Below are 26,550 nucleotides of genomic sequence, written 5' to 3'. Positions count from 1 at the left end.
GTTTTGGGAAATTATACTCTCAGAGGTGGGATGAGAACAGTTTTGACAACCCATAAAAATATGGATTTGGACGGGCTTGGAGCTCTCGTTGGACTAAAAAAACTCTACCCGGATGCCGAGGTGGTTCTTCCCGACACGAAGGGTGAGGACGTTATCTCCGTTTTAAGGGAAAATCCCGACGTCTTGGAGTTTACAGAGGAAAGCTCCTTCAAGGAGGGAGAGATTGATAAACTCATCGTTGTAGATACTGACTCCTTTGAGAGAATCCCGGAAAGCGTAAAGAGGTCGGTTACAGAGAGGACAGAAATCGTTGTCTTTGACCACCACTCCAAGGAGTTTGAGGTTCCTGCAAAGGTCTTCTTCAAAGAGACAGGTTCAACCTCCTCGATTGTAACCCTATTCTTAAAGGGAAAGGGAGTTGTCCCCTCCCCTTACGAGGCTTCCCTCTTGCTACTTGGAATTTACTCGGATACAGGCTCTTTCAGGTATCCAAGTACAACTCCTATGGACTTTGTTGCCGCAGCCTACCTCTTAGGAGTCGGGGCAGAGCTCTCCTTTGTTAAGAGGTACCTTCCGAAGGAGCTCTCTCCGGAGGAGCTTGACATCCTGAAGGTTATGAAGGACAACCTAACTCTTTTAAACGTTCACGGAAATAGAATAGGACTAACTTACGGAAGGTTTGACAGGTACGTTGGAGAGGTTTCCCACTTAGTCAGTAAACTGCTTGAAATTAGGGACCTTCCTGCTCTCTTTGGGATTTTCGAAATTCAGGGAACAGCGTTCCTTATAGGCCGTTCCCAAAGTGAAAGGATTGACGTCTCAAAGGTTGTAGAGCCCTTTGGAGGAGGGGGGCACAGTGAAGCTGCATCTGCCTCTATTAAGGGTAAGACAGTTTTTGAGATTTTAGACAAACTGAAGGAAGTTCTCTTTGAAAGGGTAGAGCCCCTCGTTAAGGCCAAGGATATTATGACCTCCCCTCCGATAGTGATTCCCGAGAGTATGTCCGTTTCTGAGGGAAGAATGGTTCTAATGAAGAACAGCATAAATGCTGCACCCGTTGTTGATTCAGAGGGGAAAATAGTAGGAATTGTTACAAGGAGCTTGTTGGATAAGGCAGTCTATATGGGTCTTGAGGGAGAGAAGGTCTCAAACGTTGCCGAGAGGGACTTTTACAGCGTCTCCCCCGAAACATCAATCAGGGAGGTTGAGGAGATAATAGTTGAAAAGCACCAGAGCTTTGTTCCCGTTGTTGTTTCTGGTAAACCTGTGGGTGTTATTACGAGGACCGATTTACTCGTTAACTCCTACCGTGACGAAATTAACGAGCTTTCAAACTTCTACAGAAAGAGAGTTTCCTCTCCGCCAAGGTTTAGAAACGTCAGTGAACTTATAAGGAAAGTGCTTCCAAAAGAGACCTTTAACCTTCTGAGGGAAATCGGAAAAATAGCAGATAGGGAGGGAGTGAATGCTTACATCGTTGGCGGATTTGTGAGGGATTTAATAATTGGAAGAGAAAATTTCGACATTGACATTGTCGTTGAGGGAGATGCAACTGAGTTCGCAAAAGTTGTAGGAAGGGAGTTGGGGGCTAAGGTCCACACCTTCAGCAGGTTCAAAACGGCAACTCTTGTATTTAAGGATGGGACGAGAATTGATATGGCATCTGCAAGGACAGAGGTTTACAAGTTTCCCGGAGCTCTCCCTGAGGTTGACATAGCCCCTCTAAAGAAGGACCTGTTCAGAAGGGACTTTACGATAAATACACTATCAGTGAAGATTAACTACTCCGATTTTGGAAAGCTTATTGACTTCTTCGGGGGATTGAAGGACATAAAGGATAAAAAGATAAGGGTTCTCCACTCACTCTCCTTCGTTGAGGACCCAACTAGAATTTTGAGAGCTCTCAGGTTCTCCGTAAGGTACAGGTTTGAGTTAGGAAAACACACGGAAAAGCTCTTAAAGATGGCCGTTGAGAAGAAGCTCTTTAAAACGGTTGAGGGGCAGAGGATATATCACGAGCTTAAACAGATTCTGTTGGAGGACAACCCCTTAAGAGTTTTTCTAAGGCTTGAGAAGTACAGGCTTATTGAGGAGCTGTTTCCTGGTCTTAGGTGGAACAGGGAGAAGAAGGATACATTTGAGAGGGTAAGGAAGCTCATCATCTGGCACAGAATTAATTTCCCTGAGAGAAAAACAGATTACCACTTGGTCTACCTTGGAGCTCTCTTCTTTAAGGAGCCCTTAGAGAGGGTAAAGAGCTACCTGAGTTCACTCTCTTTTCCGGAAAAGGAGGGGAAAAAGCTATTAAAGTTTTTAGATGAGATATACGGAACTTACAGGGCTCTGAAGAGTTCAAATCTACCGAGTGAGGTTTACAAGACCTTGAGGGGAAGGGAGGAGGAATTCTTACTCCTTTTAGCTGCCCTCTTTCCCGATGTTGAGGAGAAGGTTGTTAACTTCATGAGGGATTGGAGGTTTGTGGAGCCCTTGGTTTCGGGAAAGGATATAAAGGAGTTGGGGCTAAAACCGGGACCTGCTTTTAAAGAAATTCTTAATAGGATAAAATACGAAATTATTGACGGTAGGGTTTCTCGGGAGGATAGGGAGGAGCAGTACTCAAGGTTAAAGGAGATGGTCGTTGGAAAAGTTTCTCCGTCTAATTAACGGGTTTTCTCTGCTTCTGTTGGCTTCATCAGTAGGAGTTTTTGTTTCATCTTTTGTTAATTACAGAGTAAGTTTAAACAGCGGTGTTCATTTTTCAAATATTTCATGTAATAAAAAAAATTTAAGTTACGACATCTTTGTTGAAAGAGAGGGATTCTTTAAGTCTGTGGAGAAATTGAGGCCTAAAACAACAACTTTAGAGGGGACCGTTTCCCTAAACGATTACAAGTTAAAGGGAACAGTAGTTAACAATCCCAGTTTAGCGATACTTGAAAAAGGTAAAAGTACGAAGATTTTGTACGAAGGGGATTACTTCGAGGGTTTTAAGCTGAAAAAAATTTATCCTGATAGGGTAGTTTTTTCTAAAAATGGTAAAGACGTTGTTCTTATGCTGATAAAGATAAATCAGAAAAAATTAAAATCCTCAAATAGAGTGGTAAACAGTCGTGGGAGAAATAGATTCTTTGTAAAGAGGTCTGAGATTCTCGAAGAAATATCATCGGGGAAGTTTTTAAGGTACATAAACATAGTTCCCGTTCAGAATCCTCCAGGTTTGAAGGTTAACTATGTTAACAGAAACAGCTTCATCTACAAGTTAGGAATAAGGCCTGGAGATGTGATAATCTCAATCAACGATATCAGGATAAGAACCCCTGAGGATTCATTTTCTGCATTTGAAAAACTGAAGAGTGCCGATTCAATTACAATAACAGTTTTAAGAGGCGGTAGAGAGGAAAAGCTTCACTACGAATTAGAATAGGGGAGATTGAGATGAGAAGTAAAATTTTAGTCCTAAGTACACTTATACTGTCCTTTGTGAACCCGATGAGTTCCTTTTCTCAGGAGAAACCCAAGTCCGTTCAGGTCAACTTTGAGGACGTTAATATAAAGGACTTTACAAAAATTGTCAGTCAGACTGTAGGAAAAAATATAATCATTCCTCCAAGCTTGAGGGGCAAAATTACAATAGTCTCTCCAAAACCAATTCCTAAAAAACAGTTCTTTAACCTCTTTGTTGCTGCTTTGGATGAGTTGGGTTATCAGATAGTTGACTACGGAAGCTACATTAAAATCGTAAGAAGTAGGGAGGCTGCAAGGGAATCTGCGTCGTTGGCCAAGGGCAGGTTGGACGGAGGTGACAGGATTCTAACCTACGTTTACATTCCGAACCACCTGAAAATTATAAGTGTTGAAGGGCTCGTTAGAAATATGCTGTCTGGGATAGGGAGAGTTTCTTACGTTAGAAATTCCAATGCAATAGTTATAACCGATAAGGAGAAAAATATCCACAAAATTCTCCAGATTCTTAACAGACTGGACAGAGCTCCCGTCAAGCTAAAGATAGCCTTGTTTACGTTGAAGAATGCCAATGCCAGCGATACAGTTAAGGTTCTGTCAGCCCTACTTGATAAGAGCTTTGCCTTTGATATATCAAGGACAGTTCCTCTACCGGGAAGGGACTACTACCACTTTGCAGTCGATAGGAGAACGAATACGGTTTACTTAGTTGGAACAGAGGGAGTTTTAGAGAGAGTGAGGGAGCTCCTCCCAAAACTTGACGTCCCCGTTTCTGTTAAATCTGGAAACATACACATCGTTAAACTTCGATACGCCTTTGCAGATGACACTGCTAAGGTTTTAAACAACCTCTTTAGGGGAAGTAGTAGAAGCAGGTACGGCTTGACAGGCTCTGTGAAGGTGGTTTCAGATAAGGGAAGTAACTCTCTGATAGTTTTGGCGTCTCCAGAGGACTTCTCTGTGGTCAAACGGGTAATAGAGGGAATAGATGTTAAGAGACCTCAGGTCTTTGTTGAAGTTCAGATTGTTGAAATGTCGATGGATAAGCTTCTTCAGTTGGGGGTTGAGTGGAAGTTCCTATCAAGGGGAGAACATGTTCCCTTCGGTGGAAGTCTGTACGGAAGCCTTCCTCTCCAGCCGGGATATCCATCCTCCGTTTCTCCCGGTCTTCTCTTAGGACTTGCAAAGTGGAGGGAAGGAACTCCAGATATAGGCCTCCTCTTAAATGCCTATGCTAAGGAAGGGGGAGTAAACGTTATAGCAACCCCCCAGATACTCACACTTGACAACGAAGAGGCCGAGATAAACATTTCGAAGGTAATTCCCTACTCAACAGGTATGAAGTACGATGCAAACAACAACCCTGTTATCTCCTACGACTACAAGGATGTCGGTATCGTTCTGAAGATAACTCCCCACATAACGTCGTCAGGAGAGGTAAAGCTTAAGGTCTACGAGAAAGTGGAGGATGTTGTAGGTTATGCCAATGCCGACCAGACGGCTCCAATCACATCAAAGAGGGAAGCAAAAACAACGGTTGACGTTCAGGACGGTCAAACACTTGTAATAGGAGGACTCATTAAGAGTAAAAAACTTACAACCGTTGAAAAGGTTCCCGTCCTTGGAAGTATTCCCCTAATTGGAAATCTCTTTAAAAAGACAGGTCACCAGATTGAGAAGACGAACCTCCTCGTCTTCATAACTCCCCACGTTGTTAGGAATGTGAAGGAGGAGAATGAGCTGACGAGGAATAAGATTAACATTTACTTGAACAACATTCGGGAGATAGAGAGGTCGAGGAAGGGAGTACTTTCAGATTTAAAGGGATTTGGAAAGTTTGAACTTGATAGGGAGATGAACTTTAATGTTAAGGACGTTAACTGAGAGTGAATTTATTAATTTGCTGAAGGAAAAGGGACTCATTCCAAACCAGGAGTTTTCCTCCTTCAAGCAGGTTTCTGGAATTTTAAAGTGGAACCTTCCTGAGGTAAGGGAGGCTTTTCTCTCCTGTGGGTTCGATTTGAAGGATTCAATTCCCGAAATTGAAACTTCTATTGTTGAAAGGGTTCCTTTAGACATACTCAGAAAGGAGAGGTTGGTTCCCTTTAAAGAGGAGGAAAACTCTGTATTAGTCGCAACAGACAATCCCTTTAACTACTTGGGATTAAAGAAAGTAGAGTGGTTCTTTTCGAAACCCTTAAAAGTTGTTGTTGTTCCCTTTGACGAAATAACAAACTTCTTTTCCTCTCAGGAAGAAACTACAAGGGAAGTAGAGGAGAGCTCCTACGGGGAGGATATTCTCTCCTCTGAAGAGGAAGCTCCTGCCGTTAAGTTCATTAACGACATTCTGACACTTGCCGTAAGGGCAAAGGCAAGTGACATCCACTTTGAGCCCTTTAAAAATAAAATGAGGGTGAGAATCAGAATTGATGGTGTTTTAAAAACTGTGAGGGAGCTCCCCTCATCAAAAATCCCTGCCGTAGTTTCAAGGTTAAAGATAATGGCCAACTTGGACATTGCTGAAAAGAGGCTCCCTCAGGACGGTAGGATAATGATTCGTTTGGGGGGGAAGGAGATTGATATAAGGGTATCAACCCTTCCTACGTACTTTGGAGAGAGGGTTGTTTTAAGGCTCTTATCAAAGGAGAGTGTCCTCTATTCGACGAGGGAGTTGGGACTACTCCCTGAGGACTACGAAAAGTTTGAGAAACTTATAAAAAATCCCCACGGAATAATTTTAGTAACCGGTCCAACAGGTTCGGGAAAAACAACAACACTCTACGCTTCACTTTCAGAGCTAAACAGCGAGGAGATAAACATAGTAACCGTTGAGGACCCCGTCGAGTACCAGTTGGACGGAATATCGCAGGTTCAGGTAAAGCCTGACATAGGACTGACCTTTGTCTCTGCCCTGAGGAGCATCCTCCGTCAGGACCCAGACATTATAATGATTGGAGAGATAAGGGATACCGAAACGGCAGAAATAGCTATACAGTCTGCACTGACAGGCCACCTGGTCTTCTCAACTCTCCACACAAACGACGCTCCGTCCTCTGTAACGAGGCTTTTGGACATGGGAATTGAGCCGTTCTTGGTTGCCTCTTCAGTCATAGGTGTTATAGCCCAGAGGCTTGTGAGGAAGGTCTGTCCCTACTGTAAGGAAGCCTATACACCGACTCCTGAGGAGCTCAGGGATTTGGGTATTAATGACTACGGAGGTAAATTTTACAGGGGGAGGGGCTGTGAGTACTGTATGGGAACGGGATATCTCGGTAGAACGGCAATTTACGAAATACTAACGGTTGATAAGGATATCAGGCGCTACATTTTGAGTGGAAAGGACAGCGATGAAATTAAGGAGCTTGCCGTTAAGAAGGGGATGAAGACGTTAAGGATGGACGGAGCGGAAAAGGTTAAGATGGGAGTAACAACTCCAGAGGAAGTTTTAAGGGTAACAAGGGGATAATGGCAGTCTTTTCCTACAAGGGAGTAACCTCTAAGGGTAAGGATGTTTCCGGAGTAATTGAAGCGCCCACTAAATCGTCTGCCTTTTCCCTCCTAAAGAGCAGGGGTATATACCCGACAGAAATTGTTGAGGAATCTAAGGGGGAGAAGAGGGAACTCTTCTCATTTTTAAAAAGAGGTCCAAAAAATAGTGAGCTGATAGTTTTTTTCAAAACTCTATCTACTCTGCTTGAATCGGGGATTCCGATAGTTGAAGCCGTTGATTCTTTTAGTGAGGATGAGGAAAAGCCCCACCTAAAGGTCTTCTTTAAAAAAGTTGTAAATCTGCTCAAAGAGGGGAATTCACTTTCAGATGCACTTAAAGGGGCTGGATTGAACGACCCCGTTGTCCTATCCCTCATCTCCTCCGGGGAAAAATCTGCACTAATTTCAAAAAACCTTTTGATGGTTGCCTCACTTTTAGAAAAGAGGGAAGGTATTAAATCAAAGCTCCTTCAGGCTCTAATCTATCCTTCGGTTTTGCTCCTTGTTTCCTTTGGAGTTGTTATTTTCATGCTCTTTTCGGTAATACCGAAAATAAAGGCAATTTATACTACTGCAAGGGTTGAACTACCCTTTAGTACAAAATTCCTCCTGACGTTGAGTAGTATTATCATAAACTACTATTCGTTTATAGTCTTAGCTCTTCTTCTCTTTTCCCTCTTAATTTTTGTCTTAATAAGGAGAAATAAGCTTACATTTGATAGATTAAAACTTAAACTTCCCGTTTTGGGGGAGCTCCTTCTACTTTCTGAGCTCACAAAGTTTTTTATGACGTTTGGGGACCTTCTATCGTCAGGAATTTCGGCCATAGATTCCTACAGGACAGCTCTTGAAACTGTAACCAATGAATACTTAAAGAGACAACTTTTTGAGAAGTTGTCCTTAATCGAAAGGGGAGTTAGTCTCTCTGAGGCCTTCTCTCAAATCAAATTCATTCCAAAAGTTGCTGTTCAAATTCTAAGGGCGGGTGAGAGTTCAGGTTCACTTTCTGAGATGAGTATTAAGATTTCCAATTACTTTAACGAGGAGGTTGAACAGAAAATAAAAATCTTGACTTCGCTTTTGGAACCTGTTACTATGTTGATGGTGGGGTTAATCATTGGTTTCATTGTTTATGCGTTACTTCTTCCTATTCTAAGCATTAGTACAATAAGACCTGTTTAGGGGATGGAATGGGATGGTTCTCAAGGCTCTCTAGGTTCTTCTCGGGGAATTATCTGGTACCAGCCTTGGATATAGGAACTTACTCACTAAAGCTTCTTCAATTAGAAAAGAAAGGACACTCCTACAAAGTTAAAAAAAAAGGAAAGAAGGAGTATAAGGACCGAATTTTTGCAGGAACCGAACTGTTAGATGAGTATTCCCTTATAGAACACATAAGGGAGCTCTACAGAGAACTGCAGATTAAGGATAAGGAAGTTGTAATTCACATTCCTCTATACATGAGCTTTTATAACGTTATCAGTGTCCCTGTCTCTAAGAAGCCTGAAGAGGCAGTTGTAGAGTATATGAAGGGTATCCTAACGCCAGAGGAATTGTCGAATGTCAAGCTGACGTACAAGGTTTTGCCTATCTCTATTAAAAAAGGAAATATGGATATAGCCATAGCCGCTGTTCGAAGAGGATACGTAGAACATAGAATTAAAATTCTTTCAAGTGCAGGTTTAAATCCAGTTGTTATTGATATTGAGCCTGCTGCTCTCAACAATCAATACTACCTGAACAATCCAGATAACTTAGCTACCCCTGTTTGTATAGTTGGAATAGGAGCCTCATTCACAAAAATTGTAGTTTCGTTTGGTGGATATCCCTATGTGACGAGAAGTATTGAAATTGGGGGGAACTTAATAACCGAGGAGTTGCAAAAGGAATTTATGCTCAGTAGGGAAGAGGCTGAAAGATTAAAAAGGGGAGAAGAAGTAAACAATATTTCCTATTCTGAGGCTTTTAAAGTTATTAGTAGTGTTTTAAGAAGGGCATTTACCGAAGTTATGTGGACTATTGACACCTTTAGAGAGAGGTTTGACTTAGAGGTTAGTTCCATTAAACTGTACGGTGGTTCTTCCAAGATAAAAGGTATAACGGAGTTTTTCAATGAAATCTCAAACATAGAAGTTGCGTTGGGAGCTCCTTTAAGTTTTGCAGGAATTTCTGATTCTGAGGAATTTGCAGTTGCTGCTGGCTTAAGCATTAGATACAAGGGTGACGAAAATGCTAAGGTTTAACTTTGCCGAGATTGAAGAATCTAAATACAAACAGTACATTAGGGTGGATTTAGGATTCTCCCTGATTGTTTTTTTGTTAGTTATCTTCCTTGTTTACTATCAGACCCAGAGTATTAAAAGGGAGATTAGTGTTACAGACAGTAGAATATCCCAACTTAACAGTGAAATTAAAAGGTTGAGGAAACTTAAAATTTTTGAAAGAAAACTTTTGAGCCTTAAAACCAACTTACAGGGTAAACTTAGTATTGTAAGTAACTTGGAAAAAAGCAGATATGTTCCTAACTTTCTTTACTTCTTTGAAAAAAGACAAAATGTTAACGGAGTTTGGTTGAATAGACTAAAGTACAACAGGAATACCCTTAGCATAGAGGCGAATGCGTTAGACTTAAAGCTCGTTCCTCAATTCCTCAAGAGAGTAGATAGTGAATTGGGAACGGTAAAACTTAGGGATATTGAGAGAAAAAAATATGAAAATAGAGATTTAAACTTTAAGATGAATTACTACAAGTTTGAATTTAGTGTGAGGCTCAGAAATGGACCAAATAATTAGTGTTTATGAATATTTGATTAATCTGCCTCGCTGGAAAAAATGGTTGATAATTATAATAATAGGTATTGTATTTTATGTTATTCTCTATTATTCCAAAGTCGAACCTCTAAAAAAAGAACTATTACAGAAGCAAAGAAAGGTAGAAACGTTAATTTTAACGGTAAATAGACTAAAAATTCTTGAAAAGAGAAGAAAAGAACTTCAAAAAGAGATAGCTATTCTTGAGAAACAAATAAGAAATATTGAAAAGAAGTTGCCAACTGGAAAGGAGGATGTTGCACAAATAGTTAACTCTATATCTAAAGCTGATAGTGGAATGCTGGTAAAAAGAATAGTAAGAAAAGCCAAGGTAAACAAAAAATACTACATAAAATATCCCTATGAAGTGGAATTAGTAGGAACTTATCCTTCTTTTATTTCCTGGTGTGAAAAACTTTCACAGGCCAACAGAATTATTAACTTTGGCTCTATGGAGATAAACTCCATCAAAAGTAACAGGGAAAGCAGTGAGTTAGAGGGAGCAACGGTTTCTATTAGATTGAATATAGAAGCCTTTACTCTAAAGGAGTAACGATGAAATTGTTATACCTATTTCTTCTAACTGGAATATTTACAAATCAGGTTTTTGCCGTTGACCCGTTCGTAAATCCTATAAAGTTAAAGGAAGAACGGCTTAAGACGTTAAAAAAGGAAGTTGTTCAAACAGAGGAGGCTTCTATTTTTTCATCAGTTATTCTTAAACCGTTGGATGAGCTGAGTATACAAGGGGTAATTTCCTCTGGAAATTCGCATAAGCTTGTTCTTGAAGACCCTTCCACAGGAGAGGTATTCATCTTAAAGGAAGGAGAACCTATAAGTAAGAATGAAAAAATAGTAAAAATTACTCCTGAAAAGGTCATAATAGCAGTCTACAAACGTCAAGGAAGACATCTTATTAAGAGCTACAGGATTTTAAAAGTGAATTTAGGAGGAGAGTAATGTTACGGGGTTTGCTAATTTTAGTCCTTCTATTTTTTTCCTCTGCTGTTTATGGAGGCGTTATAAAAAATATCGATTTTTTATACTCTTCTGAACCTTTTGGTGGAGCTCAAAGAGAATTTTTAGAAATAGATATTTCTAAATCGGGTAACTGTAGAGTTGTGCCTCTTAGCAGGGAAGGAAAGACCATAGAAGTTGACTTGGAAAACTGTTCCCTATTAAAACCTTATAGAATAGGTAGAAGAGGAAACTTCATAAAAAGTGTCAGAATAATTCCTACAGACGGCTCTTCTAAGCTTACTGTTGTACTGAACAAAAAAGGAAAACTTAAATTTCTAAGAAGAAAGGGCAAATTTATACTTAAAATTGTAGAAAGTTTCATCACTCCAAAGATTGAAATAACAAGGTTGGTTAACGGTGAGTTAATGATAATAAGTGTTCCTAATTTAAAAGGAACTAACTTTAAAAAGGAAGGAAACAAATTAATAATAGACCTACCGAATTTAAAACTTAAACCAACGAAGAAAGTTGTTAATTCTCTTTCAGTTTCTTCTTTAAAAACAGTTCTAAAAGGGGGTAGCAGTTCAATCACTGTTTATTTAAAACCTTCTGTTGCTGCAGTAGAAGTTTCTCCTGAAGGAGGAAGGATTTCTATAAAGTTTAGGTTAAAGCCACAGAAGAGTTCTAATTTAACAAGTATAAGAGGTGAAGGGCCAAAGGTTTCCCTTCACTTTACAAATGCAGATGTCAGAGCCGTTGTGAGAGCTATAGCTGATATAGCAAAAATAAATGTTGTTTTTGACCCAGAGGTTTCAGGAAGGGTGAGTGTTGATTTTAAGAATCCGGTTTACTGGAAGGATGCATTGAAGGCTGTTTTGGAGCCTTTAATGCTAACCTACATAGAAACCCCCGAATACTACAGAATTTTGCCTAAGTCAAAAATTGTAAAACAGGAAAAAGTAGAACCCCTTAAAAACTACATGATTAAGCTCAAATATGTAGATGCTAAGAATGTAGAGAAAAACATTAAAAAATTGATAAAGAGAGGTTCTATTTCTGTTAATTCACAGACAAATTCCCTACTACTTCAGGTAACGGAGTCTGAATTTAAAGAAATTGAAAGTTTTATAAAAAATATAGATAAACCGAGAAAACAAGTTCTTGTAAAGGCCAAAATAATCCAGATAAGTTCCAAGGCGGAAAAAGATTTAGGTTTTTCCTGGTACATAAGTGGTTTTAACTTTATGGGTAAAAGACCTTCTCCTTATATTACAGGGAGTTATGGGTTTAATACAAATACCTATTCACCTATAATTAGTCCTGACTCTATTGGTGACTATTCAAAAATTCCAGTTTCCGATTCTACTTTAGCGTTGGGCATTTTGAACAAGTCACAAAACTTGAGGGTAGAACTTGCCTTGAAAGCTTTGGAAATTGATGGAAATGCTCAAACAATATCTACACCTAAGGTTTTAGCTCTTGACAATGAAGAAGCTACCATAGAGCAGGGTGTTGAGATACCTTACAGAGAATCTACAGTTGGAGCAGGGGGAGCTACTTCGTACAATATAAACTTTAAAAAAGCTTCTCTTATTCTAAAAGTAAAGCCTCATGTAATAGGCAGTGATAAGGTTCTTTTGGATTTGGAAGTTAGAAAGGACTCTCCAAACTACGAATACGTAGCCGTAACAGGAGGTGGTGAACCTGCAATAAATACGAGGAACGTTAAATCTAAAGTTTTACTGGGAAATGGAGATACTGTCGTAATTGGAGGAATCTACGAGAAAGAGAAGCAAAAGTCATCCTCCGGTGTTCCTGGACTTTCAAGAGTACCCCTTTTAGGCTGGCTATTTAAGAACTCCCAAACGGTCGTTTCCAAGAGTGAAATGCTGATTTTTATAACTCCAGTAATTATTAACTCCGAAAGGTAGGGGATGGTAGGATTTTTGATTGTTGATAAGCCTAAGGGGTTGACCTCACATGACGTTGTTAAAAGGGTGAGGAATTTGCTTCCAAAATCCGTTAAAGTAGGACATACAGGAACTCTTGACCCTTTAGCAACAGGGATTTTGATAATCTCAGTGGGGAAGGCTACAAGGCTCTCAGAATTTCTGTTAAAGAGAGATAAGTCCTACAAGGTAAAGGGAATTTTAGGTCTCTCATCTCCAACGTACGATGTTGATGGTGAGATTAAAGAAGTTGAATGTAAGGAAGCAGGTGAAGAGGAATTTTTGAAAGTTCTTTCAATGTTTAGAGGTGAGATAGAGCAGAAACCTCCTCCATTCTCAGCTGTAAGGATAAGGGGAAAAAGGGCCTATGAACTGGCAAGAAAAGGGGAAAGGGTAGAACTTCCGAGAAGGAGGGTAAAAATTTACGAGATAGACCTTCTCTCTTTTTCATATCCTGAATTTGAACTTCTTGTCAGGTGTTCATCGGGAACGTACATTCGTTCCCTCGTTCACGATATTGGAATAGAGCTCTCCTGTGATGCTGTTGTTTCCGAGCTTCGCCGTACATGCGTTGGAAATATATGTGAAAACGAGGCGGTTCCGTTAGAGAGAGTAATTGAGGAGGGAGTTGAGAGATTCTTAAGACCTCCAGAGGAGATTTTAGGCTTTCCTACAGTTAAACTCTCAAAGGAAGAGGAGACTCTCTTTAGGAACGGTGTCTTTTTAAAGAGAAAACTTCCCAAAGGATACTACTCCGTTCTGTCAGATGAAGGGAAGTTTGTAGGAGTAGGAGTCTCCAACGGGGAGCTCCTTAAACCGGAAAAGGTCATTGCAACTTAACCTTCTTTTATAATTTACCTTAGACTTTACGCGTTTAGGAGGAGTAATGGCCGTTGCTTTTGTCTTCCCCGGTCAGGGTTCGCAGTACATTGGAATGGGTAAGGAGCTCTACGAAACCTTTTTAGAGGCAAAGGAGGTCTTTGAGGAGGCCTCTGAGGGTGCTAAGGTTGACATAGCTAAACTCTGCTTTGAGTCCTCTGAAGGTGAGTTGACCCTTACCTACAACGCTCAGCCTGCAATATTTACAGTGAGTATGGCCGTTCTTAGAGTTTTAAGGGCCTCAGGATTTAACGTTGAACCAATTCTTGTTGCCGGTCACTCGTTAGGTGAGTTCTCTGCGGCGGGAGCTTCTGAGGTATTTTCCGTTTCAGATGGGGCTCTCATCGTTAGAAAGAGGGGAGAGTTCATGCAGGAGGCTGTTCCTGCTGGAGTAGGTGGAATGACTGCAGTTATAGGACTTCCCTCTGATAAGGTTGAGGAAGTTTTAAAATCGGTAGAGAGTGGTTTCGTTCAAGTTGCAAACTTTAATACTCCTGAGCAGACTGTAATATCTGGAGAAATCAAAGCCTTAGAGGAGGCGGAGGAAAAACTTAAGGAAGCAGGGGCCAAGAGATTGGTAAGGCTTTCAGTTTCTGCTCCCTTTCATTCAAAATTGATGAAACCTGCTGCCGAAAGGTTGAAGGAGCTTATGGAAAATATTGAATTTAAAAGGGCAAAATACCCTATTCTTAACAACGCCGATGTGAAACTTATAAGGGAGCCCGACGAAATAAAGGATTCATTTTACAAGCAGGTATTTTCTCCTGTTAGGTGGGTTGAGGATGTCTTAAAAATGAGGGAAATTGGAGTAGATAGAGTTTACGAAATCGGCCCGAAGAACGTTTTGAGGGGTTTAATAAGGAAGATTGACAGAAGCATAAAGGTAATGAATGTTGAGAAACCTAAGGACATTGAAAAGGTTATCTCGGAGATTTGATGCTGAAACTAACGGAAACAGCTTTAGAAATTCTTAAGGCGAGGTACTTAAGGCCTGGAGAGACTCCCGAGGAGCTTTTTGAGAGGGTAGCGAGGAGCGTTTCTCAGGCAGAGCTCCTCTACGGCCCTGCCTCAAAGGCAAGGGAGTGGGAGGAAAAGTTCTTAAAACTTATGTTAAATTTGGATTTTCTACCAAACTCCCCAACCCTTATGAATGCCGGAACAGAGTTGGGACAGCTTGCAGCCTGTTTTGTCCTGCCGGTAGAGGACTCAATTGAGGATATCTTCGACACACTTTCTCTCATGGCAAAGATTCAGAAAACCGGTGGAGGAACCGGATTTTCATTTTCCCACCTAAGGCCAAAGGGTGACATTGTTAGGACTACGAATGGAAGGGCCTCAGGTCCCGTTTCCTTCATGAAGGTTTTTGACTGTACTACCGATTCTATAAAGCAGGGTGGTAAGAGGAGGGGAGCAAATATGGGAGTCCTCTCCTACAACCACCCGGATGTTGAGGAGTTTGTTCTCTCAAAGAGAGACAGGGAAAGTTTTCAGAACTTTAACATATCTGTAGCCTGTGAAGACTCATTCTTTGAAAAAATAGAAAAGGATGAGTACGTTGAGCTTGTAAATCCAAGAACTGGTGAAGTTTGGGGAAGGATAAAAGCAGGGGAGCTCTTTAACCTGATTGCAGAGTCGGCATGGGACTGTGGAGATCCCGGAATTCTCTATATTGACGAGATAAACAGGCACAACCCTACGCCTCAATTAGGGAGGATAGAGGCAACAAACCCCTGTGGAGAAGTTCCCCTTTTACCCTACGAGGAGTGCAATTTAGGTTCGATAAACCTTTCCCACTTTGAAAAGAATGGAAACATTGATTGGGAAAAATTGGAGGAGACTGTAAGAATTGCAGTTAGGTTCTTAGACTGCGTTATAGACGTTAACAAGTATCCAGATGAGAGAATTGAGAAAATGGCAAAGGGAAACAGAAAAATAGGACTTGGAGTTATGGGCTGGGCAGAGCTCCTCATAAAGTTGGGCATTCCCTACAACTCGGAGAGAGCTCTAAAGCTTGCCGATGAGGTTATGGGATTTATAAATAGAAAAGCATTTGAGACATCGGTAGAACTTGCAGGGGAAAAGGGAAGCTTTCCAAACATTGGAAGGAGCATCTACAGGGGAAAAGAGGTGAGAAATGCTACAAGGACAAGTATAGCACCGACGGGAACGATAAGCATGATTGCAGGAACAACTCCAAGTATAGAACCTCTGTTTGCGATTGCCTACATAAAGAAAATCCTCGATGGAAAACCGGCCGTTCAAATAGACCCGTTCTTCCTAAAGTACGCGGGAGACATTCTGACGGATGAGCAGGTTTCAAAAGTTTTAGAGAGTGGAAGCATTCAGAATATTAGTGACATTCCCGAAGAGGTTAGAAGGATTTTTGTAACTGCTTTGGACATTTCCCCCGAATGGCACGTTAGAATGCAAGCTGTATTTCAAAGACACGTTGATAACTCCGTTTCAAAGACTGTTAATTTAAGAAAAGAGGCAACGGTTGAGGATGTTAAGAAAGTATTTATTCTTGGACACAAACTTAAGCTCAAGGGAATAACCGTGTTTCGTCAGGGGTCAAAGGAAGGTGCTATAGAATTTGGTTTAAAGGGAATTAAGCCTGAAGACCTTGTAAAGTACAAGGCCTGTAGCTGTGAACTTTAGGAGGATGGATGCTAAGGCTTCTTTTTCTCATTTCAGTTTTAATTGTGTCTTACAGTTGTGGAGGGGGAGGAGGAGGTTCGGGTAATTTACAGAAAGTAAATGGCCAGTTCGTTTCAAGTTACGTTAAGGGATTAAAGGTCTGTACCGATTCTGGAAGGTGTTCGTATACCGATAGCTTGGGAAAGTTTTCCCTTCTCTCCCCTTCACAAACACCACACTTAACATTTTACATAGGTAGTTTAAAACTCGGGGACTACACCCTCAAGGAAAATGGAGAGGTTATAAATCCTTTTAAGTTAGCAGGAGACTCTCAGGTCGGAGATAAACTTGCGAAGATAATTCACGGAATAGCCAACGATACATCCGGGACTAAGGAGTTGATAGACTTGACAAATCTCTCTGTATCCTCAGACGACTTAGGGAATGACTCCTTAGAGGATGCGGTAAAGAGCGGAAAACCTTTCAAAATTTCAGTTAACAATGATTACTACGTTGAATTCAACGGAACGGACGTGGAGCTCTGTCGGGGGAGTGGAACCTGTGAAACGGTAAACTACAGACAGTGGTTGGTTCTTGTTTACATGATGGGGGACAACAGCCTATCAAACAATGCAAAGGAAGACCTACAGGAAATGGCATCGGTCAACTACACTCCTCAGGTGAAACTGGTTGCTATTACAGACTTTTCAGACTCTCCTGACGAAATATCGATAAGCAACGATACATCAGGAAAACTTGAGTCCTTCTCTTTCCCTCCCGATACAGAGCTTGACCTATCAAAGGAAGAGAGTCTAAAAAACTTTATTTCCACTTACGTAAATATGTATCCGTCAAGCCATAGAGCTCTAATATTCTGGGACCACGGAGATGGATGGCGCTCCTCAAGGTTTGCAGGGATGGATTCAAAACCTTCTGATTACCTTTTTATGTTTAGAGTCTATAACGTTCTAAACCAGCTAAAAAATGACGGGATTACCTTTGACCTTGTAGGGTTTGACGAGTGTTTAATGGGAATGGTTGAAGTTCTTTACGATTTAAAGGACTTTACTGAAAATGTGGTTGCCTCTGAAGGATACGAACCGGAAAACGGTTGGGACTATACAAAGGTTCTCTCCTACTTAGTTCAGAATCCAAGTTCTGATGGTTATACATTTGGAAAGGAAATAGTTGATGCCTATAAACAGACCTACGGAAATTCAGGGAGTTTGGGGTATACGCTGACGATGACACTGTTTGAAAAGAATAGAATTAATGAAATTCTCTCCAACTTAGAGAATTTAGCTAATAATTTAAATTCCTATAACTTTCCAGATTTTAAATCGGCAAGGGACAGTTCAACTGAGGTTGACTCTAATTCTCCTTACTATTACGTGGACCTTTATACGTTTGCAAATTCCCTTCAAAACAAGTATCCTGAAGCTTCGAATTTGGTGAGTTTAATAAACGGGGCCTATAAAGTGGTAATTCCTGGAGGTGATGGTAAGGAGCTCCACGGTTTGTCCATCTACTTCCCTTCAAGTTCTCAGGAAGCTGACGATTCCGGTTTTAGCTGTTATAAGGTTGATACACCATCAGTTTGCCAATTTGGAAATGAGGTAGTTGATGGTTACTACAATCCATTTGCAAAAACAAACTGGGATGAATTTTTAGAAAGTTTTATCTACTACTCAGGAGAGTAAAATGAAGAAACTCCTTTTATTTATACTACCGTTTCTTTTCTCATGCAGTTCTGTTCAGATAAACGGTGAAACGAGGTTAAGACTAGAAACGATTGGAAGTATAAAGAAAAACTGTGAAGAATTCGTGGGAAAAGAGGTGGTTTTAGAAGCTACCTATAGGGGATGGGACTGTCCTTCTGACTGTGGAGCTCTTCCCGTTACCCGCTCAGACGTCTGTTTAGAGGATTCTACGGGCTGTATCTACTCTACTCCTTTCCTCTCTCCAATTAACGACAGGGGGAAAGTGGTGAGACTCCTTGCAGAGGTGAAGAAAAAGGGGAATGAGTGCTACTTAGAGCCCGTGAGGATTTATGAAGTTAGGTGAGTTTGAACTTATAAGCCTTCTTTCGAAAACCTTGAAAAATAAAAGAAATGGCATAAAGGTAGGTATAGGGGACGATACGGCAGTTTTTGAACTAAACGGTACGTTAGGGCTTCTCACCTGTGATGCTCTCGTTGAGGGAGTTCACTTTCTAAGGAACTGGAAAAGCTTGACTCCAGACTTTTTCTACTACTTGGGAAGAAAGTTGGTATCGATTTCTGTCAGCGATGTTGCATCGATGGGTGGAGCTCCCCTCTACTCCCTTATAACTTTAGGAATTCCCGATTGGATGGAGGTTGAGGAGTTAAAGGAGCTCTATGAAGGGGTGAATTCCGCCTTAGAGGAGTACGATTTCTCTTTAATTGGAGGAGATACAGTTAAAAGTCCCAACTTTTTTTTGGACCTATCACTCCTTGGAACTTCGAATAAAAATCGCGTAATGTTGAGGTCGAAGGCAAAACCTGGGGATTTGGTGGGAGTTACTGGAACGTTAGGGGATTCTAGGGCAGGATTGGAACAGCTTTTAAGGGGGAAAGTAGAGGATACTTATCTAGTAGAGAGATTTCTAAATCCAGAAGCAAGGTTAAAGGAAGGAGTTAAAGCCTTAGAAATTGGAGTTTTATGCTCAACGGACGTTAGTGACGGTTTTGTTTTTAACCTCTATACGATAGCAGAATCCTCTAAAGTAAGAATTGATTTAAACTCATCTGAGATTCCGGTTTCTGAAAATTTGGAGAAATTTGCTGGGGATGGAGCCCTTCAGTACGCCCTCTACGGTGGTGAGGACTACGAGCTTATAATTACCTTTCCCGAGGAAAAAAAGGAGAAGTTAGAAAACTTAGGTTTTAAGACTGTAGGTACTGTTTCTGAAGGGGAAGGTGTTTTTTTGGATGATAAGTTTTTAGAAAAGAAGGGGTACGACCACTTTAAGGGAGGTGTATAGTTGAGTATATTGGACTCAGTAATTTTGGGAATAGTTGAAGGAATAACAGAGTTTCTCCCGATATCATCAACAGGGCACCTAATTCTAACCTCTCACCTCTTAGGTTTAAAGCAGGATGCATTTGAAAAAACCTTCGAGATTGCAATTCAGTTAGGAGCAATTCTCTCTGTAGTCTCAATTTACAGGGAGAAGTTGGTAAGAAGCCTGGAGCTCTGGAAAAAACTCATTGCTGCCTTTATTCCAACTGGAATATTGGGTCTCTTACTCCACCACTACGTTGAAAAGCTCTTTAGTCCTACCGTTGTTTGTGGGGCTCTCATTGTCTGGGGAATTGTCTTTATAGTTGTGGAGCTCCTTCACAGTGAGAAGGAACACCACGTAGAGAAGCCTGAAGAGGTTTCGTACCTTCAGGCAGTAGGTATAGGTCTTTTCCAGTCCTTAGCGATGGTTCCAGGAACTTCCCGGTCTGGAGCTACAATTATAGGAGGAATGGTTCTTGGACTTAAGAGATTTGCAGCAACTGAGTTCTCCTTTCTCCTTGCTATTCCAACAATGTTTGCAGCTACGGGCTTTGAGTTGGTTAAGAATTTCGATTCACTAAGTGCAGATAACTGGTTAGCTTTGGCAGTGGGATTTTTTGTTGCCTTTGTCTTTGCATACATCTCTGTTAAATGGCTTTTAAACTACGTGAAGCACCACACATTTATCCCTTTTGGAGTTTACAGAATTGTTGTAGGAATACTCTTTATTCTCTTTTTGCTATAATCCTCTGGAGGTGAACTTTGAATGTTGATATGATTCAACTTTTAAAGGAAGTTGTTGACAAGAAAGCCTCCGACCTGCATATAGTTCCTGGCAGTCCTCCAAGAATTAGAGTTTTAGGAGACTTAATACCCCTTGTTGAGTACGGAACCCTCTCAGCAGCCGACACAAAGAGGCTGATTTACAGTGTTCTTACAGATGCCCAAAAGAAGAAGCTTGAGGAAGAATGGGAGTTAGATTTTTCCTTTGGAATAAGGGGGATTGCAAGATTCAGAGGAAATGCCTACTTTCAGAGACAATCCTTGGCAGGAGCCTTTAGATTAATTCCTTACAGTATTCCTGAATTTGAAAAGTTGGGGCTTCCAGAGATAATAAAGACCTTTGCCCACAAAACAAAGGGATTGGTCTTAGTTACAGGTCCTACAGGTTCTGGTAAATCCACTACCCTTGCATCACTAATCAATATAGTCAATAAAACATACAGCTATCACATAATAACGATTGAAGACCCAATCGAGTTTGTTTACGAACACAACAAATCGATAGTTACCCAGAGGGAGTTGGGAAGTGACACTAAGAGTTTTGCCAGAGCTCTAAAATCAGCACTCCGTGAAGACCCAGATGTGATACTGGTTGGAGAAATGAGGGACCCTGAAACCATAGAGGCAGCTTTAACGGCTGCAGAAACAGGACACCTTGTATTTTCAACACTCCATACAAACTCAGCAGTAGAAACAATAAATCGTATTGTTGACGTTTTTCCTGCGGATAAACAATCCCAAATAAGAACCCAACTTTCATTTGTTTTAGTTGGTACGGTTGCCCAAAAATTGCTCAAGAGAAGGGACGGAACTGGAAGGGTAGCTGCAGTCGAAGTTTTTATTCCTACTCCAGCTATTAGAAACTTAATAAGGGAAAACAAACTCCATCAGATTTACTCTCTAATGCAAACGGGACAAGCATCAACGGGAATGATAACCCTTAATCAACACTTGGCTCAACTCTACTTGGATGGTCTCGTAGATTTGGAAGAGGCAAAGAGGGTATCTCCTGACCCGAAAGAGCTTGAAACACTGATAAGGGCATACTCAAGGAGACATTAATGCCAAGTTACAGGTACGTTGGCAGGGACGTCTTTAACAGAATCAGAAGGGGAATTGTTGAAGCAGATGATGTTGAAAGTGCAAAGGAGTTACTATTAAAACGGGGATTGGTGGTCATTGAAAAATTAAAGGAGGATAAGCCTCTTTTTAGTACAGAGATAACTTTCTCCCTTTTAGATAGAGTTTCTCTAAAGGATATTGTTTTATTTACAAGACAATTACATGCCCTTATTAATGCTGGAATTCCTCTGGTTCAGTCATTAAGAATAATAAAAGACCAAATATCAAACAGGAGGCTTAAGCAAATAATAGATGACATTGCTACTTACATTGAGGAGGGAGGGAGATTTCATATTGCTCTCTCAAAATACAGAAACATTTTTGGAGACCTCTACATATCAATGATAAAGGCTGCAGAGGAAGCAGGAACGTTAGAGGAAACGTTAAAACGCCTTGCAGAACACTTGGAAAAAATAGAGCAGTTAAGAGGAAAAGTAAAAAGTGCTATGTTTTATCCGACATTCGTTTTAGTTGTTGCTACAGTTATTGTAATTGGAATCCTTGTCTTCGTTATTCCAACCTTTCAACAGCTGTATGCAGATTTAGGAGGAGAGCTTCCTTCCCTGACCCAAACGGTAATAAACGTTAGTAACTGGTTAAGGGACTACATAGGCTGGTTTTTACTTGGTGTAGTTGTTCTCTTCATAGGATTTTTTCAACTCAGGAGGTTTTCTAAGCAGTTCAGGTACTTAACAGACCTTTTACTTTTAAAATTGCCTATATTTGGAGAGCTCATTTTGAAATCCAGTATAGCCAATTTTTCAAGAACTTTATCTTCCATGATTTCGAGTGGTATTAATATTCTTGACGCTCTTCAGATTTCCGCAGAAACGGCAAATAATGAAGTGATAATGAGAGCTCTTCTAAATGTAAAGGAACAGGTTGAAAAAGGGGTAAGTTTGGCTTTAGCAATGTCAAGAGTTTCCATTTTTCCACCAATGATTGTAAATATGGCAGCAGTGGGAGAACAGGCAGGTAATTTAGATACAATGCTTTCAAAGGCTGCTGACTTCTACGAAGAGGAAGTAGATAGAACTGTTGATGCGTTAACTTCTCTTATCGAGCCCCTGTTGATGGTCTTTATTGGTTCAATAATTGGGGTAATTGTAATTGCAATGTACCTACCAATCTTCAAAATTGGAGAACTGATAAAGTAACAGTTAAGTTAGTAAACCTTATATCCAAATTCTACTATAACTCTCTCAGAAGGGACTTTTCTATTTTTAACTTCTATTCTAAACGTATAAATTTCTCCATCTTCTATTTCGGCTATACCTAAAAGCGTGGTATTTACCTCATAGTTTGAATTACTGAAAATGGTTTTCGGTAAACTCACCGATAGATTGCATTGATTGTTAATACAGTTAGTATAGTTCGGAACTAAACTATTTATATTTCCTGATAGAATCTCATCGGTCAAGTAGTAGCTTATCCCTTTTGCATACTCTAACGCCGATTTGTACCTTTTCTCTCCTCCTGAAATGGTGGTTGAAGTTATTGAAATATAGATTGCAACTGCTGAGAAAATGAGAGCAATAAGAGTTAAGAAAAGAACTGTTAAAAGAGCTATTCCTTTTCTCATTTTTTTCCTCTAAAGATTCATAGGTTTTACAACCATCTTAATAATTTTCCACCTACAGTGCCTGGCTTTTGGATTGGAAGGAGGATTTAGTATTACTCCATCAATGGTTGTATTTGCTGAAAAATTGTACCTTGGGTCGTATTTCCCTTCTTGAACTAGCAAGTAAATTCTTACTAATTTTAATTGTTTCCTTACACTGTAAACTTTTGTTGAACTTGATGGAGGAATGTTTATATCCTGATTCTCTTCTCCTGAATCGATAATACCGTTTCCGTTCGTATCCCAATCAAACCTCACTTTGAAATCGGCTACACAATAGATAAGGGGATTTGGATTACCAGCGTTAACTTTCCTTCCCAATACGGTATTTGTAATACAGTAATTGGGAACCGATGAGGAACTGTACAAGTAGTACTTAATTTCATTGCAGACTGGCTGTTTACAGCTCCCACTACTTGAGGAATCGTAAGAGAAAACTAAGTATTTCTTTTCCGTTCCATTACAGATACTGGAAAGCCTTCCACTGTTAAAAAAAACTGTATAATCCGAAATAGGTTCAAGGGCTACAACGGTAGTACTATTTTTAAAGTTTCCTTCTTTTACAATGAAATTCCTATTGGAACAGTCATAAATTCCCCAACTATTTGTTTCCTCGTTTGATACGTTATAAATGCTTCGGATAGTTAAAGTTGTTCCATTCCATTCAATGGGAAAATCACCCTCTGAGCCGTTTGATAACTCATAAGCAATTCCGTAACCAGCATGTTCAACATCTAACCGTAGGATTTCTAACCCTAACAGTTTTTCTATCTGCGAGGTTGCAGAGATTGTCTCTTGGGAGCTTGTTTTAAAGAGGGAAACGTATCCGAGATAAATTGCCGATAACAGTAAAAGTGCTATCACCAGGGAAACTAAGAGCTCAACTAAAGAAAGTCCTCTTCTCACTCTTCCTTCCCTAAAATTGTTTCATCTGAAATTTCTTGCAGTTTTCCTCTCTCCTTCCAACAAACAGTTACTTTAACTTTTTTTAAATCAGAGCTAATATTACTTACAGAATAGAATCTTCCATAGCACTTTTGAAAATTGCGAATCTGCCTTAAAATCTGACATTTACTGAGAGAATCTGTACAGTTAGAGGTTCCGTTGTTCAAATAGGAATCTGTAACTTTTGAAAAGTCGATATTTCTAACTGATTCTAAGCTTTCTTCTAGAATACTTATAGCTTCGTTTCTTTCAAGGTTTTTAATGTTGTTTGATAAAACAACCGATACAGTTGCAAACAACCCTAAAAAAACAATACCAAATATTGCAAGAGCGATAAGGACTTCAATTAAAGTATATCCATAATTTAATCGCATCTTGTCATCCTTAAGTTGTAGTAATTAACAACAATGCAGTTGTAAGGCAAATTCAGATTGTTACAGTTAAAACATTTAATAGATGTTTTTTTTGAAAAAGTCCCTCGGGAAGTAACTTTTAATACAACGGGCTTACCTCTTTTTGAGTAAAAGGGTGTATCAAGTTTAATGCTCAAGGTTTGAGAGTTTTTGATTGTTACGTTAGTTCCATTAACTATTACTGTATAGTCCTCCTTTGTAAGAAAAGCTTTGTTTCTCGTTTTTTGCAGTACACTGTACAAGTAATTGATGTCCCGTTTTACTTCTTCCTTCCTTTTCCATTTTTGGAACTTTGGAATTGCAAAGGATAGAAGAACAGATAAGATTACAATTGTTATAACAAGCTCGATTAGAGTAAAACCTCTTTTCATCTTTCAATCCAGAAAAGGAGCTTTCCTACCAATCCTTTACTGTATCCTACAAAGGGAGTTCCCGTTTCCGGAGCAATTCCCTGATACCACTTACTGTAAGGAGAAGCATTTTTCTCATTAGTTCCAAACTCTGTTTTTGGGTTGATAACTATTATGTTGGCTCCAGAGAGTTGAAAATATAACTTTCCTTCAGGAGGAGAGACAGCATACTTTCCGCCAGGACATGCTGAATAGATTGTCCCTCCAGTTGCACAGTTTAAAGCCCATACTCTTGAACGTCCTCCGAATCCACAAGGGTCATCCGTAGGTTCTATGGTTGTAAAGAAAACAACATTTTCGTCTGTAACAGTTGGATCCGATATAACCCTCTCTTTTAAATAACCAGGGTCGTTGTTGTTTAACTCTAAATACCAACTTCTCTCTACATGGTTTCCTATATCTACACAGACATCATGAGAGGAATGAGCAACGTTTACATTTGGACGACACTCATTACCATCACAGTCTAAGGGTACTCCATAAATTCTGTTTTTTTGTCCTGGTAAAGAATTATCTGTCTTATAGAACCACCTACCTGTACCAAAGAAGAGATAAATCTTATTAAAACATTTTCCGAATTTTACAGCTGCAGTTACAGGGGATTGTGCATCTGTAAAATATTTTACTCCATACCAGTTTTTAGGGTTATCGTCTCTAACATCAAACAATAATAAACCACCTTTCCAGTTTTGCATGTTTCCATCTTTTCTAGCATATCCAACTACTACGTAATCTGATTTTCCGTCTCCATCAACATCTATTGCTTCCTCGTTCATTCTGCCACTGAAAGCGTTTCTTATTTCATTTCCTCTTCCATTACCCCGGGCGCTACTTGTAAACTTATCTATTGTTGTTTTTAAATCACCTGTTAGTAAATCCAAAACAAAATACCTTAGACTTTGATTTGAATCCCCCTTGTAGTTAGTTGGTCCCGAACCAAACATTATGTAGTATTTGTCTTTTTTCTTTACTACGGTTCCTCCTGAATAGCTAAATCCTAAATCAGGATGTGTGAATTCCCATAGGAATTTGGGATTTTCTGGGTCTGTAACGTCAAGGGCAAAATATGAGGATAAGCCGTAACATTGTGAATAGTCTTGTTTCGGCTGAGGAATCAGGTTACAGATAAAGTTGGAACCAACAAAGGGCAACGTTATTAAGCCTGTACACTCCTCACACCAATTCTTCATTTCTTTCCACAAGTTCGCAGGGCAAGCATAGAAAGGAGGGTGAACTGCGCTTTCGTCAGAAGCTCCGACAGCCCCCCCTAATCTCATTCCTCCAACGAGAATTTTCCTTTCTTTTCCATCATGTTTTATGTGAACGACAAAGGGTTTTAAATCTACGGTATAGATGTGTTTATAGTTCTTGTTTGCTAAGAGAGCTAAATAGGGTAGTACATTCTGTGGAATAAACGCCCAGAGCTCCTCTCCCAACAAATCGGTTTCATTATCAGTTCTATCGTTTTGAACTGAAACAGGGGAAAGGGGAGCTGGCCTCCTTTTTAAGTAACCTACTCTGAATGCGTGAAGCATACCATCGTTTGCACCAACAAAAGCTACAGTGTAGTTATCGTACTTTTCTATCCAAGGAGTAGAATAAACAATATCTCCTAACTTCCAAACGTTTTCGTCACTTCCGTTTTGAGGAGGAGTTTCTCCATCTATCCTTCTACTTCTCAACTCTGGAAAATCGATACCTCTGATATAGCTTATTAAATTTTGATAATCATCAGGCTGAATACAGTCAATAAAGGCCTTAAACATATCCCAAGGAGTGTAGATTTTTTTATTGAAGTATTCGCAAACATTAAAGCAATGAGCCGGAAGACCTAAGAGAGGTATTTTAAATATATTATCTTCATAACTGGTTTCAACAATATGTTCTCGTTCAATACATGGTGGACACCCTGGTGTTTTTTAATATATTCCTCAAACTTCTCTACTGGAGTCTTATAACCAAGACCTTGATGAGGCCTAACGAAGTTGTAAAAGTTCAGATACCTAAATAACTTCCTGTTCATTTCATCAACTTTCGGCTCAGTC

24 protein-coding genes and 1 pseudogene are annotated in these 26,550 nt (G+C 40.0%); 19 read left to right on the top strand and 6 right to left on the bottom strand.

What is annotated here, in order from left to right; genetic code table 11:
• The first annotated feature begins 30 nt into the window (after positions 1–30).
• Genes FN732_RS06695 through FN732_RS06605 form a run of 19 tightly spaced genes read left to right on the top strand, consistent with a single transcriptional unit; the run spans position 31 to position 22,273 of the window.
• Positions 31–2,664, top strand: coding sequence for a CBS domain-containing protein (locus FN732_RS06695; RefSeq protein WP_142935793.1), 2,634 nt, complete (start codon positions 31–33; stop codon positions 2,662–2,664).
• Positions 2,639–3,424 carry a PDZ domain-containing protein gene (locus FN732_RS06690; RefSeq protein WP_142935792.1) on the top strand — a complete coding sequence of 262 codons (786 nt, stop codon included), beginning with the start codon at positions 2,639–2,641 and terminating at the stop codon, positions 3,422–3,424. The genes FN732_RS06695 and FN732_RS06690 overlap by 26 nt, the downstream gene beginning before the upstream one ends.
• Before the next feature lie 11 nt (positions 3,425–3,435).
• On the top strand, positions 3,436–5,346 hold the full coding sequence (gene gspD / locus FN732_RS06685) for a type II secretion system secretin GspD (RefSeq protein WP_142935791.1): 1,911 nt from the start codon (positions 3,436–3,438) through the stop codon (positions 5,344–5,346).
• The gene (gene gspE, locus FN732_RS06680) at positions 5,327–6,928 is read left to right on the top strand and encodes a type II secretion system ATPase GspE (RefSeq protein WP_142935790.1); all 1,602 of its coding nucleotides are present in this window, start codon (positions 5,327–5,329) and stop codon (positions 6,926–6,928) included. The genes gspD and gspE overlap by 20 nt, the downstream gene beginning before the upstream one ends.
• Positions 6,928–8,133: a type II secretion system F family protein gene (locus FN732_RS06675; protein WP_142935789.1), complete on the top strand. Its 1,206-nt coding sequence runs from the start codon at positions 6,928–6,930 to the stop codon at positions 8,131–8,133. The genes gspE and FN732_RS06675 overlap by 1 nt, the downstream gene beginning before the upstream one ends.
• An 8-nt stretch (positions 8,134–8,141) precedes the next feature.
• Positions 8,142–9,194 carry a pilus assembly protein PilM gene (pilM, locus tag FN732_RS06670; RefSeq protein WP_142935788.1) on the top strand — a complete coding sequence of 351 codons (1,053 nt, stop codon included), beginning with the start codon at positions 8,142–8,144 and terminating at the stop codon, positions 9,192–9,194.
• Positions 9,181–9,744: a PilN domain-containing protein gene (locus FN732_RS06665; protein WP_142935787.1), complete on the top strand. Its 564-nt coding sequence runs from the start codon at positions 9,181–9,183 to the stop codon at positions 9,742–9,744. Before pilM ends, FN732_RS06665 begins: the two co-directional genes overlap by 14 nt.
• Positions 9,728–10,315, top strand: a complete 588-nt coding sequence (pilO, locus tag FN732_RS06660) for a type 4a pilus biogenesis protein PilO (RefSeq protein WP_142935786.1) — start codon at positions 9,728–9,730, stop codon at positions 10,313–10,315. Before FN732_RS06665 ends, pilO begins: the two co-directional genes overlap by 17 nt.
• 2 nt (positions 10,316–10,317) lie before the next feature.
• Positions 10,318–10,722 (top strand): hypothetical protein, encoded by a 405-nt coding sequence (locus FN732_RS06655; RefSeq protein WP_142935785.1) that lies wholly within the window; start codon positions 10,318–10,320, stop codon positions 10,720–10,722.
• Positions 10,722–12,653 carry a type IV pilus secretin PilQ gene (gene pilQ / locus FN732_RS06650; protein WP_142935784.1) on the top strand — a complete coding sequence of 644 codons (1,932 nt, stop codon included), beginning with the start codon at positions 10,722–10,724 and terminating at the stop codon, positions 12,651–12,653. The genes FN732_RS06655 and pilQ overlap by 1 nt, the downstream gene beginning before the upstream one ends.
• 3 nt (positions 12,654–12,656) lie before the next feature.
• Positions 12,657–13,511 carry a tRNA pseudouridine(55) synthase TruB gene (gene truB, locus FN732_RS06645; protein WP_142935783.1) on the top strand — a complete coding sequence of 285 codons (855 nt, stop codon included), beginning with the start codon at positions 12,657–12,659 and terminating at the stop codon, positions 13,509–13,511.
• 46 nt (positions 13,512–13,557) lie between these two features.
• On the top strand, positions 13,558–14,487 hold the full coding sequence (gene fabD / locus FN732_RS06640) for an ACP S-malonyltransferase (protein WP_142935782.1): 930 nt from the start codon (positions 13,558–13,560) through the stop codon (positions 14,485–14,487).
• Positions 14,487–16,208 carry an adenosylcobalamin-dependent ribonucleoside-diphosphate reductase gene (locus tag FN732_RS06635; RefSeq protein WP_142935781.1) on the top strand — a complete coding sequence of 574 codons (1,722 nt, stop codon included), beginning with the start codon at positions 14,487–14,489 and terminating at the stop codon, positions 16,206–16,208. Before fabD ends, FN732_RS06635 begins: the two co-directional genes overlap by 1 nt.
• 8 nt (positions 16,209–16,216) lie before the next feature.
• Positions 16,217–17,887, top strand: coding sequence for a clostripain-related cysteine peptidase (locus tag FN732_RS06630; protein WP_142935780.1), 1,671 nt, complete (start codon positions 16,217–16,219; stop codon positions 17,885–17,887).
• 1 nt (position 17,888) lies between these two features.
• Positions 17,889–18,251 carry a hypothetical protein gene (locus FN732_RS06625; RefSeq protein WP_142935779.1) on the top strand — a complete coding sequence of 121 codons (363 nt, stop codon included), beginning with the start codon at positions 17,889–17,891 and terminating at the stop codon, positions 18,249–18,251.
• Positions 18,238–19,191, top strand: coding sequence for a thiamine-phosphate kinase (gene thiL / locus FN732_RS06620; protein ID WP_142935778.1), 954 nt, complete (start codon positions 18,238–18,240; stop codon positions 19,189–19,191). Before FN732_RS06625 ends, thiL begins: the two co-directional genes overlap by 14 nt.
• Positions 19,192–19,956 carry an undecaprenyl-diphosphate phosphatase gene (locus tag FN732_RS06615; RefSeq protein ID WP_142935777.1) on the top strand — a complete coding sequence of 255 codons (765 nt, stop codon included), beginning with the start codon at positions 19,192–19,194 and terminating at the stop codon, positions 19,954–19,956.
• A gap of 29 nt (positions 19,957–19,985) precedes the next feature.
• Positions 19,986–21,056 (top strand): type IV pilus twitching motility protein PilT, encoded by a 1,071-nt coding sequence (locus FN732_RS06610; RefSeq protein ID WP_142935815.1) that lies wholly within the window; start codon positions 19,986–19,988, stop codon positions 21,054–21,056.
• Entirely contained in the window at positions 21,056–22,273 is a 1,218-nt protein-coding gene (locus FN732_RS06605) for a type II secretion system F family protein (protein WP_142935776.1), read from the top strand. The genes FN732_RS06610 and FN732_RS06605 overlap by 1 nt, the downstream gene beginning before the upstream one ends.
• 8 nt (positions 22,274–22,281) lie before the next feature.
• Here the strand turns inward: FN732_RS06605 and FN732_RS06600 are convergent, their stop codons facing one another.
• The 6 genes and pseudogenes from FN732_RS06600 to FN732_RS06575 form a co-directional block, all read right to left on the bottom strand.
• Entirely contained in the window at positions 22,282–22,698 is a 417-nt protein-coding gene (locus FN732_RS06600; protein ID WP_142935775.1) for a hypothetical protein, read from the bottom strand.
• 9 nt (positions 22,699–22,707) lie between these two features.
• Positions 22,708–23,643, bottom strand: a complete 936-nt coding sequence (locus FN732_RS06595) for a prepilin-type N-terminal cleavage/methylation domain-containing protein (RefSeq protein ID WP_142935774.1) — start codon at positions 23,641–23,643, stop codon at positions 22,708–22,710.
• A complete protein-coding gene (locus FN732_RS06590; protein ID WP_142935773.1) occupies positions 23,640–24,056 on the bottom strand; it encodes a type IV pilus modification PilV family protein in 417 nt (138 codons plus the stop codon). Before FN732_RS06590 ends, FN732_RS06595 begins: the two co-directional genes overlap by 4 nt.
• Positions 24,047–24,466: a pilus assembly FimT family protein gene (locus FN732_RS06585; RefSeq protein WP_142935772.1), complete on the bottom strand. Its 420-nt coding sequence runs from the start codon at positions 24,464–24,466 to the stop codon at positions 24,047–24,049. Before FN732_RS06585 ends, FN732_RS06590 begins: the two co-directional genes overlap by 10 nt.
• Positions 24,463–26,271 (bottom strand): pilus assembly protein, encoded by a 1,809-nt coding sequence (locus FN732_RS06580; RefSeq protein ID WP_142935771.1) that lies wholly within the window; start codon positions 26,269–26,271, stop codon positions 24,463–24,465. The genes FN732_RS06585 and FN732_RS06580 overlap by 4 nt, the downstream gene beginning before the upstream one ends.
• A gap of 65 nt (positions 26,272–26,336) precedes the next feature.
• A pseudogene (locus tag FN732_RS06575) lies at positions 26,337–26,550 on the bottom strand (integrase core domain-containing protein); the annotation flags it as partial.

The organism is Balnearium lithotrophicum (genome assembly GCF_900182585.1).
Taxonomy (GTDB): Bacteria; Aquificota; Aquificia; order Desulfurobacteriales; family Desulfurobacteriaceae; genus Balnearium; species Balnearium lithotrophicum.
This window is presented reverse-complemented; position numbering and strand designations above follow the sequence as displayed.

What these genes read in the sequence shown, in the direction of transcription:
- pilM (WP_142935788.1), top strand. Translation starts at nt 8,142, where the DNA reads ATGGGATGGTTCTCAAGGCTCTCTAGGTTCTTCTCGGGGAATTATCTG.
- FN732_RS06695 (WP_142935793.1), top strand. Translation starts at nt 31, where the DNA reads ATGAGAACAGTTTTGACAACCCATAAAAATATGGATTTGGACGGGCTT.
- FN732_RS06655 (WP_142935785.1), top strand. Translation starts at nt 10,318, where the DNA reads ATGAAATTGTTATACCTATTTCTTCTAACTGGAATATTTACAAATCAG.
- FN732_RS06600 (WP_142935775.1), bottom strand. Translation starts at nt 22,698, where the DNA reads ATGAGAAAAGGAATAGCTCTTTTAACAGTTCTTTTCTTAACTCTTATT.
- gspE (WP_142935790.1), top strand. Translation starts at nt 5,327, where the DNA reads ATGTTAAGGACGTTAACTGAGAGTGAATTTATTAATTTGCTGAAGGAA.
- fabD (WP_142935782.1), top strand. Translation starts at nt 13,558, where the DNA reads ATGGCCGTTGCTTTTGTCTTCCCCGGTCAGGGTTCGCAGTACATTGGA.
- FN732_RS06665 (WP_142935787.1), top strand. Translation starts at nt 9,181, where the DNA reads ATGCTAAGGTTTAACTTTGCCGAGATTGAAGAATCTAAATACAAACAG.
- FN732_RS06580 (WP_142935771.1), bottom strand. Translation starts at nt 26,271, where the DNA reads ATGTTTAAGGCCTTTATTGACTGTATTCAGCCTGATGATTATCAAAAT.
- FN732_RS06630 (WP_142935780.1), top strand. Translation starts at nt 16,217, where the DNA reads ATGCTAAGGCTTCTTTTTCTCATTTCAGTTTTAATTGTGTCTTACAGT.
- FN732_RS06610 (WP_142935815.1), top strand. Translation starts at nt 19,986, where the DNA reads ATGATTCAACTTTTAAAGGAAGTTGTTGACAAGAAAGCCTCCGACCTG.
- pilO (WP_142935786.1), top strand. Translation starts at nt 9,728, where the DNA reads ATGGACCAAATAATTAGTGTTTATGAATATTTGATTAATCTGCCTCGC.
- gspD (WP_142935791.1), top strand. Translation starts at nt 3,436, where the DNA reads ATGAGAAGTAAAATTTTAGTCCTAAGTACACTTATACTGTCCTTTGTG.
- pilQ (WP_142935784.1), top strand. Translation starts at nt 10,722, where the DNA reads ATGTTACGGGGTTTGCTAATTTTAGTCCTTCTATTTTTTTCCTCTGCT.
- FN732_RS06635 (WP_142935781.1), top strand. Translation starts at nt 14,487, where the DNA reads ATGCTGAAACTAACGGAAACAGCTTTAGAAATTCTTAAGGCGAGGTAC.
- thiL (WP_142935778.1), top strand. Translation starts at nt 18,238, where the DNA reads ATGAAGTTAGGTGAGTTTGAACTTATAAGCCTTCTTTCGAAAACCTTG.
- FN732_RS06605 (WP_142935776.1), top strand. Translation starts at nt 21,056, where the DNA reads ATGCCAAGTTACAGGTACGTTGGCAGGGACGTCTTTAACAGAATCAGA.
- FN732_RS06585 (WP_142935772.1), bottom strand. Translation starts at nt 24,466, where the DNA reads ATGAAAAGAGGTTTTACTCTAATCGAGCTTGTTATAACAATTGTAATC.
- FN732_RS06625 (WP_142935779.1), top strand. Translation starts at nt 17,889, where the DNA reads ATGAAGAAACTCCTTTTATTTATACTACCGTTTCTTTTCTCATGCAGT.
- FN732_RS06590 (WP_142935773.1), bottom strand. Translation starts at nt 24,056, where the DNA reads ATGCGATTAAATTATGGATATACTTTAATTGAAGTCCTTATCGCTCTT.
- FN732_RS06675 (WP_142935789.1), top strand. Translation starts at nt 6,928, where the DNA reads ATGGCAGTCTTTTCCTACAAGGGAGTAACCTCTAAGGGTAAGGATGTT.
- truB (WP_142935783.1), top strand. Translation starts at nt 12,657, where the DNA reads ATGGTAGGATTTTTGATTGTTGATAAGCCTAAGGGGTTGACCTCACAT.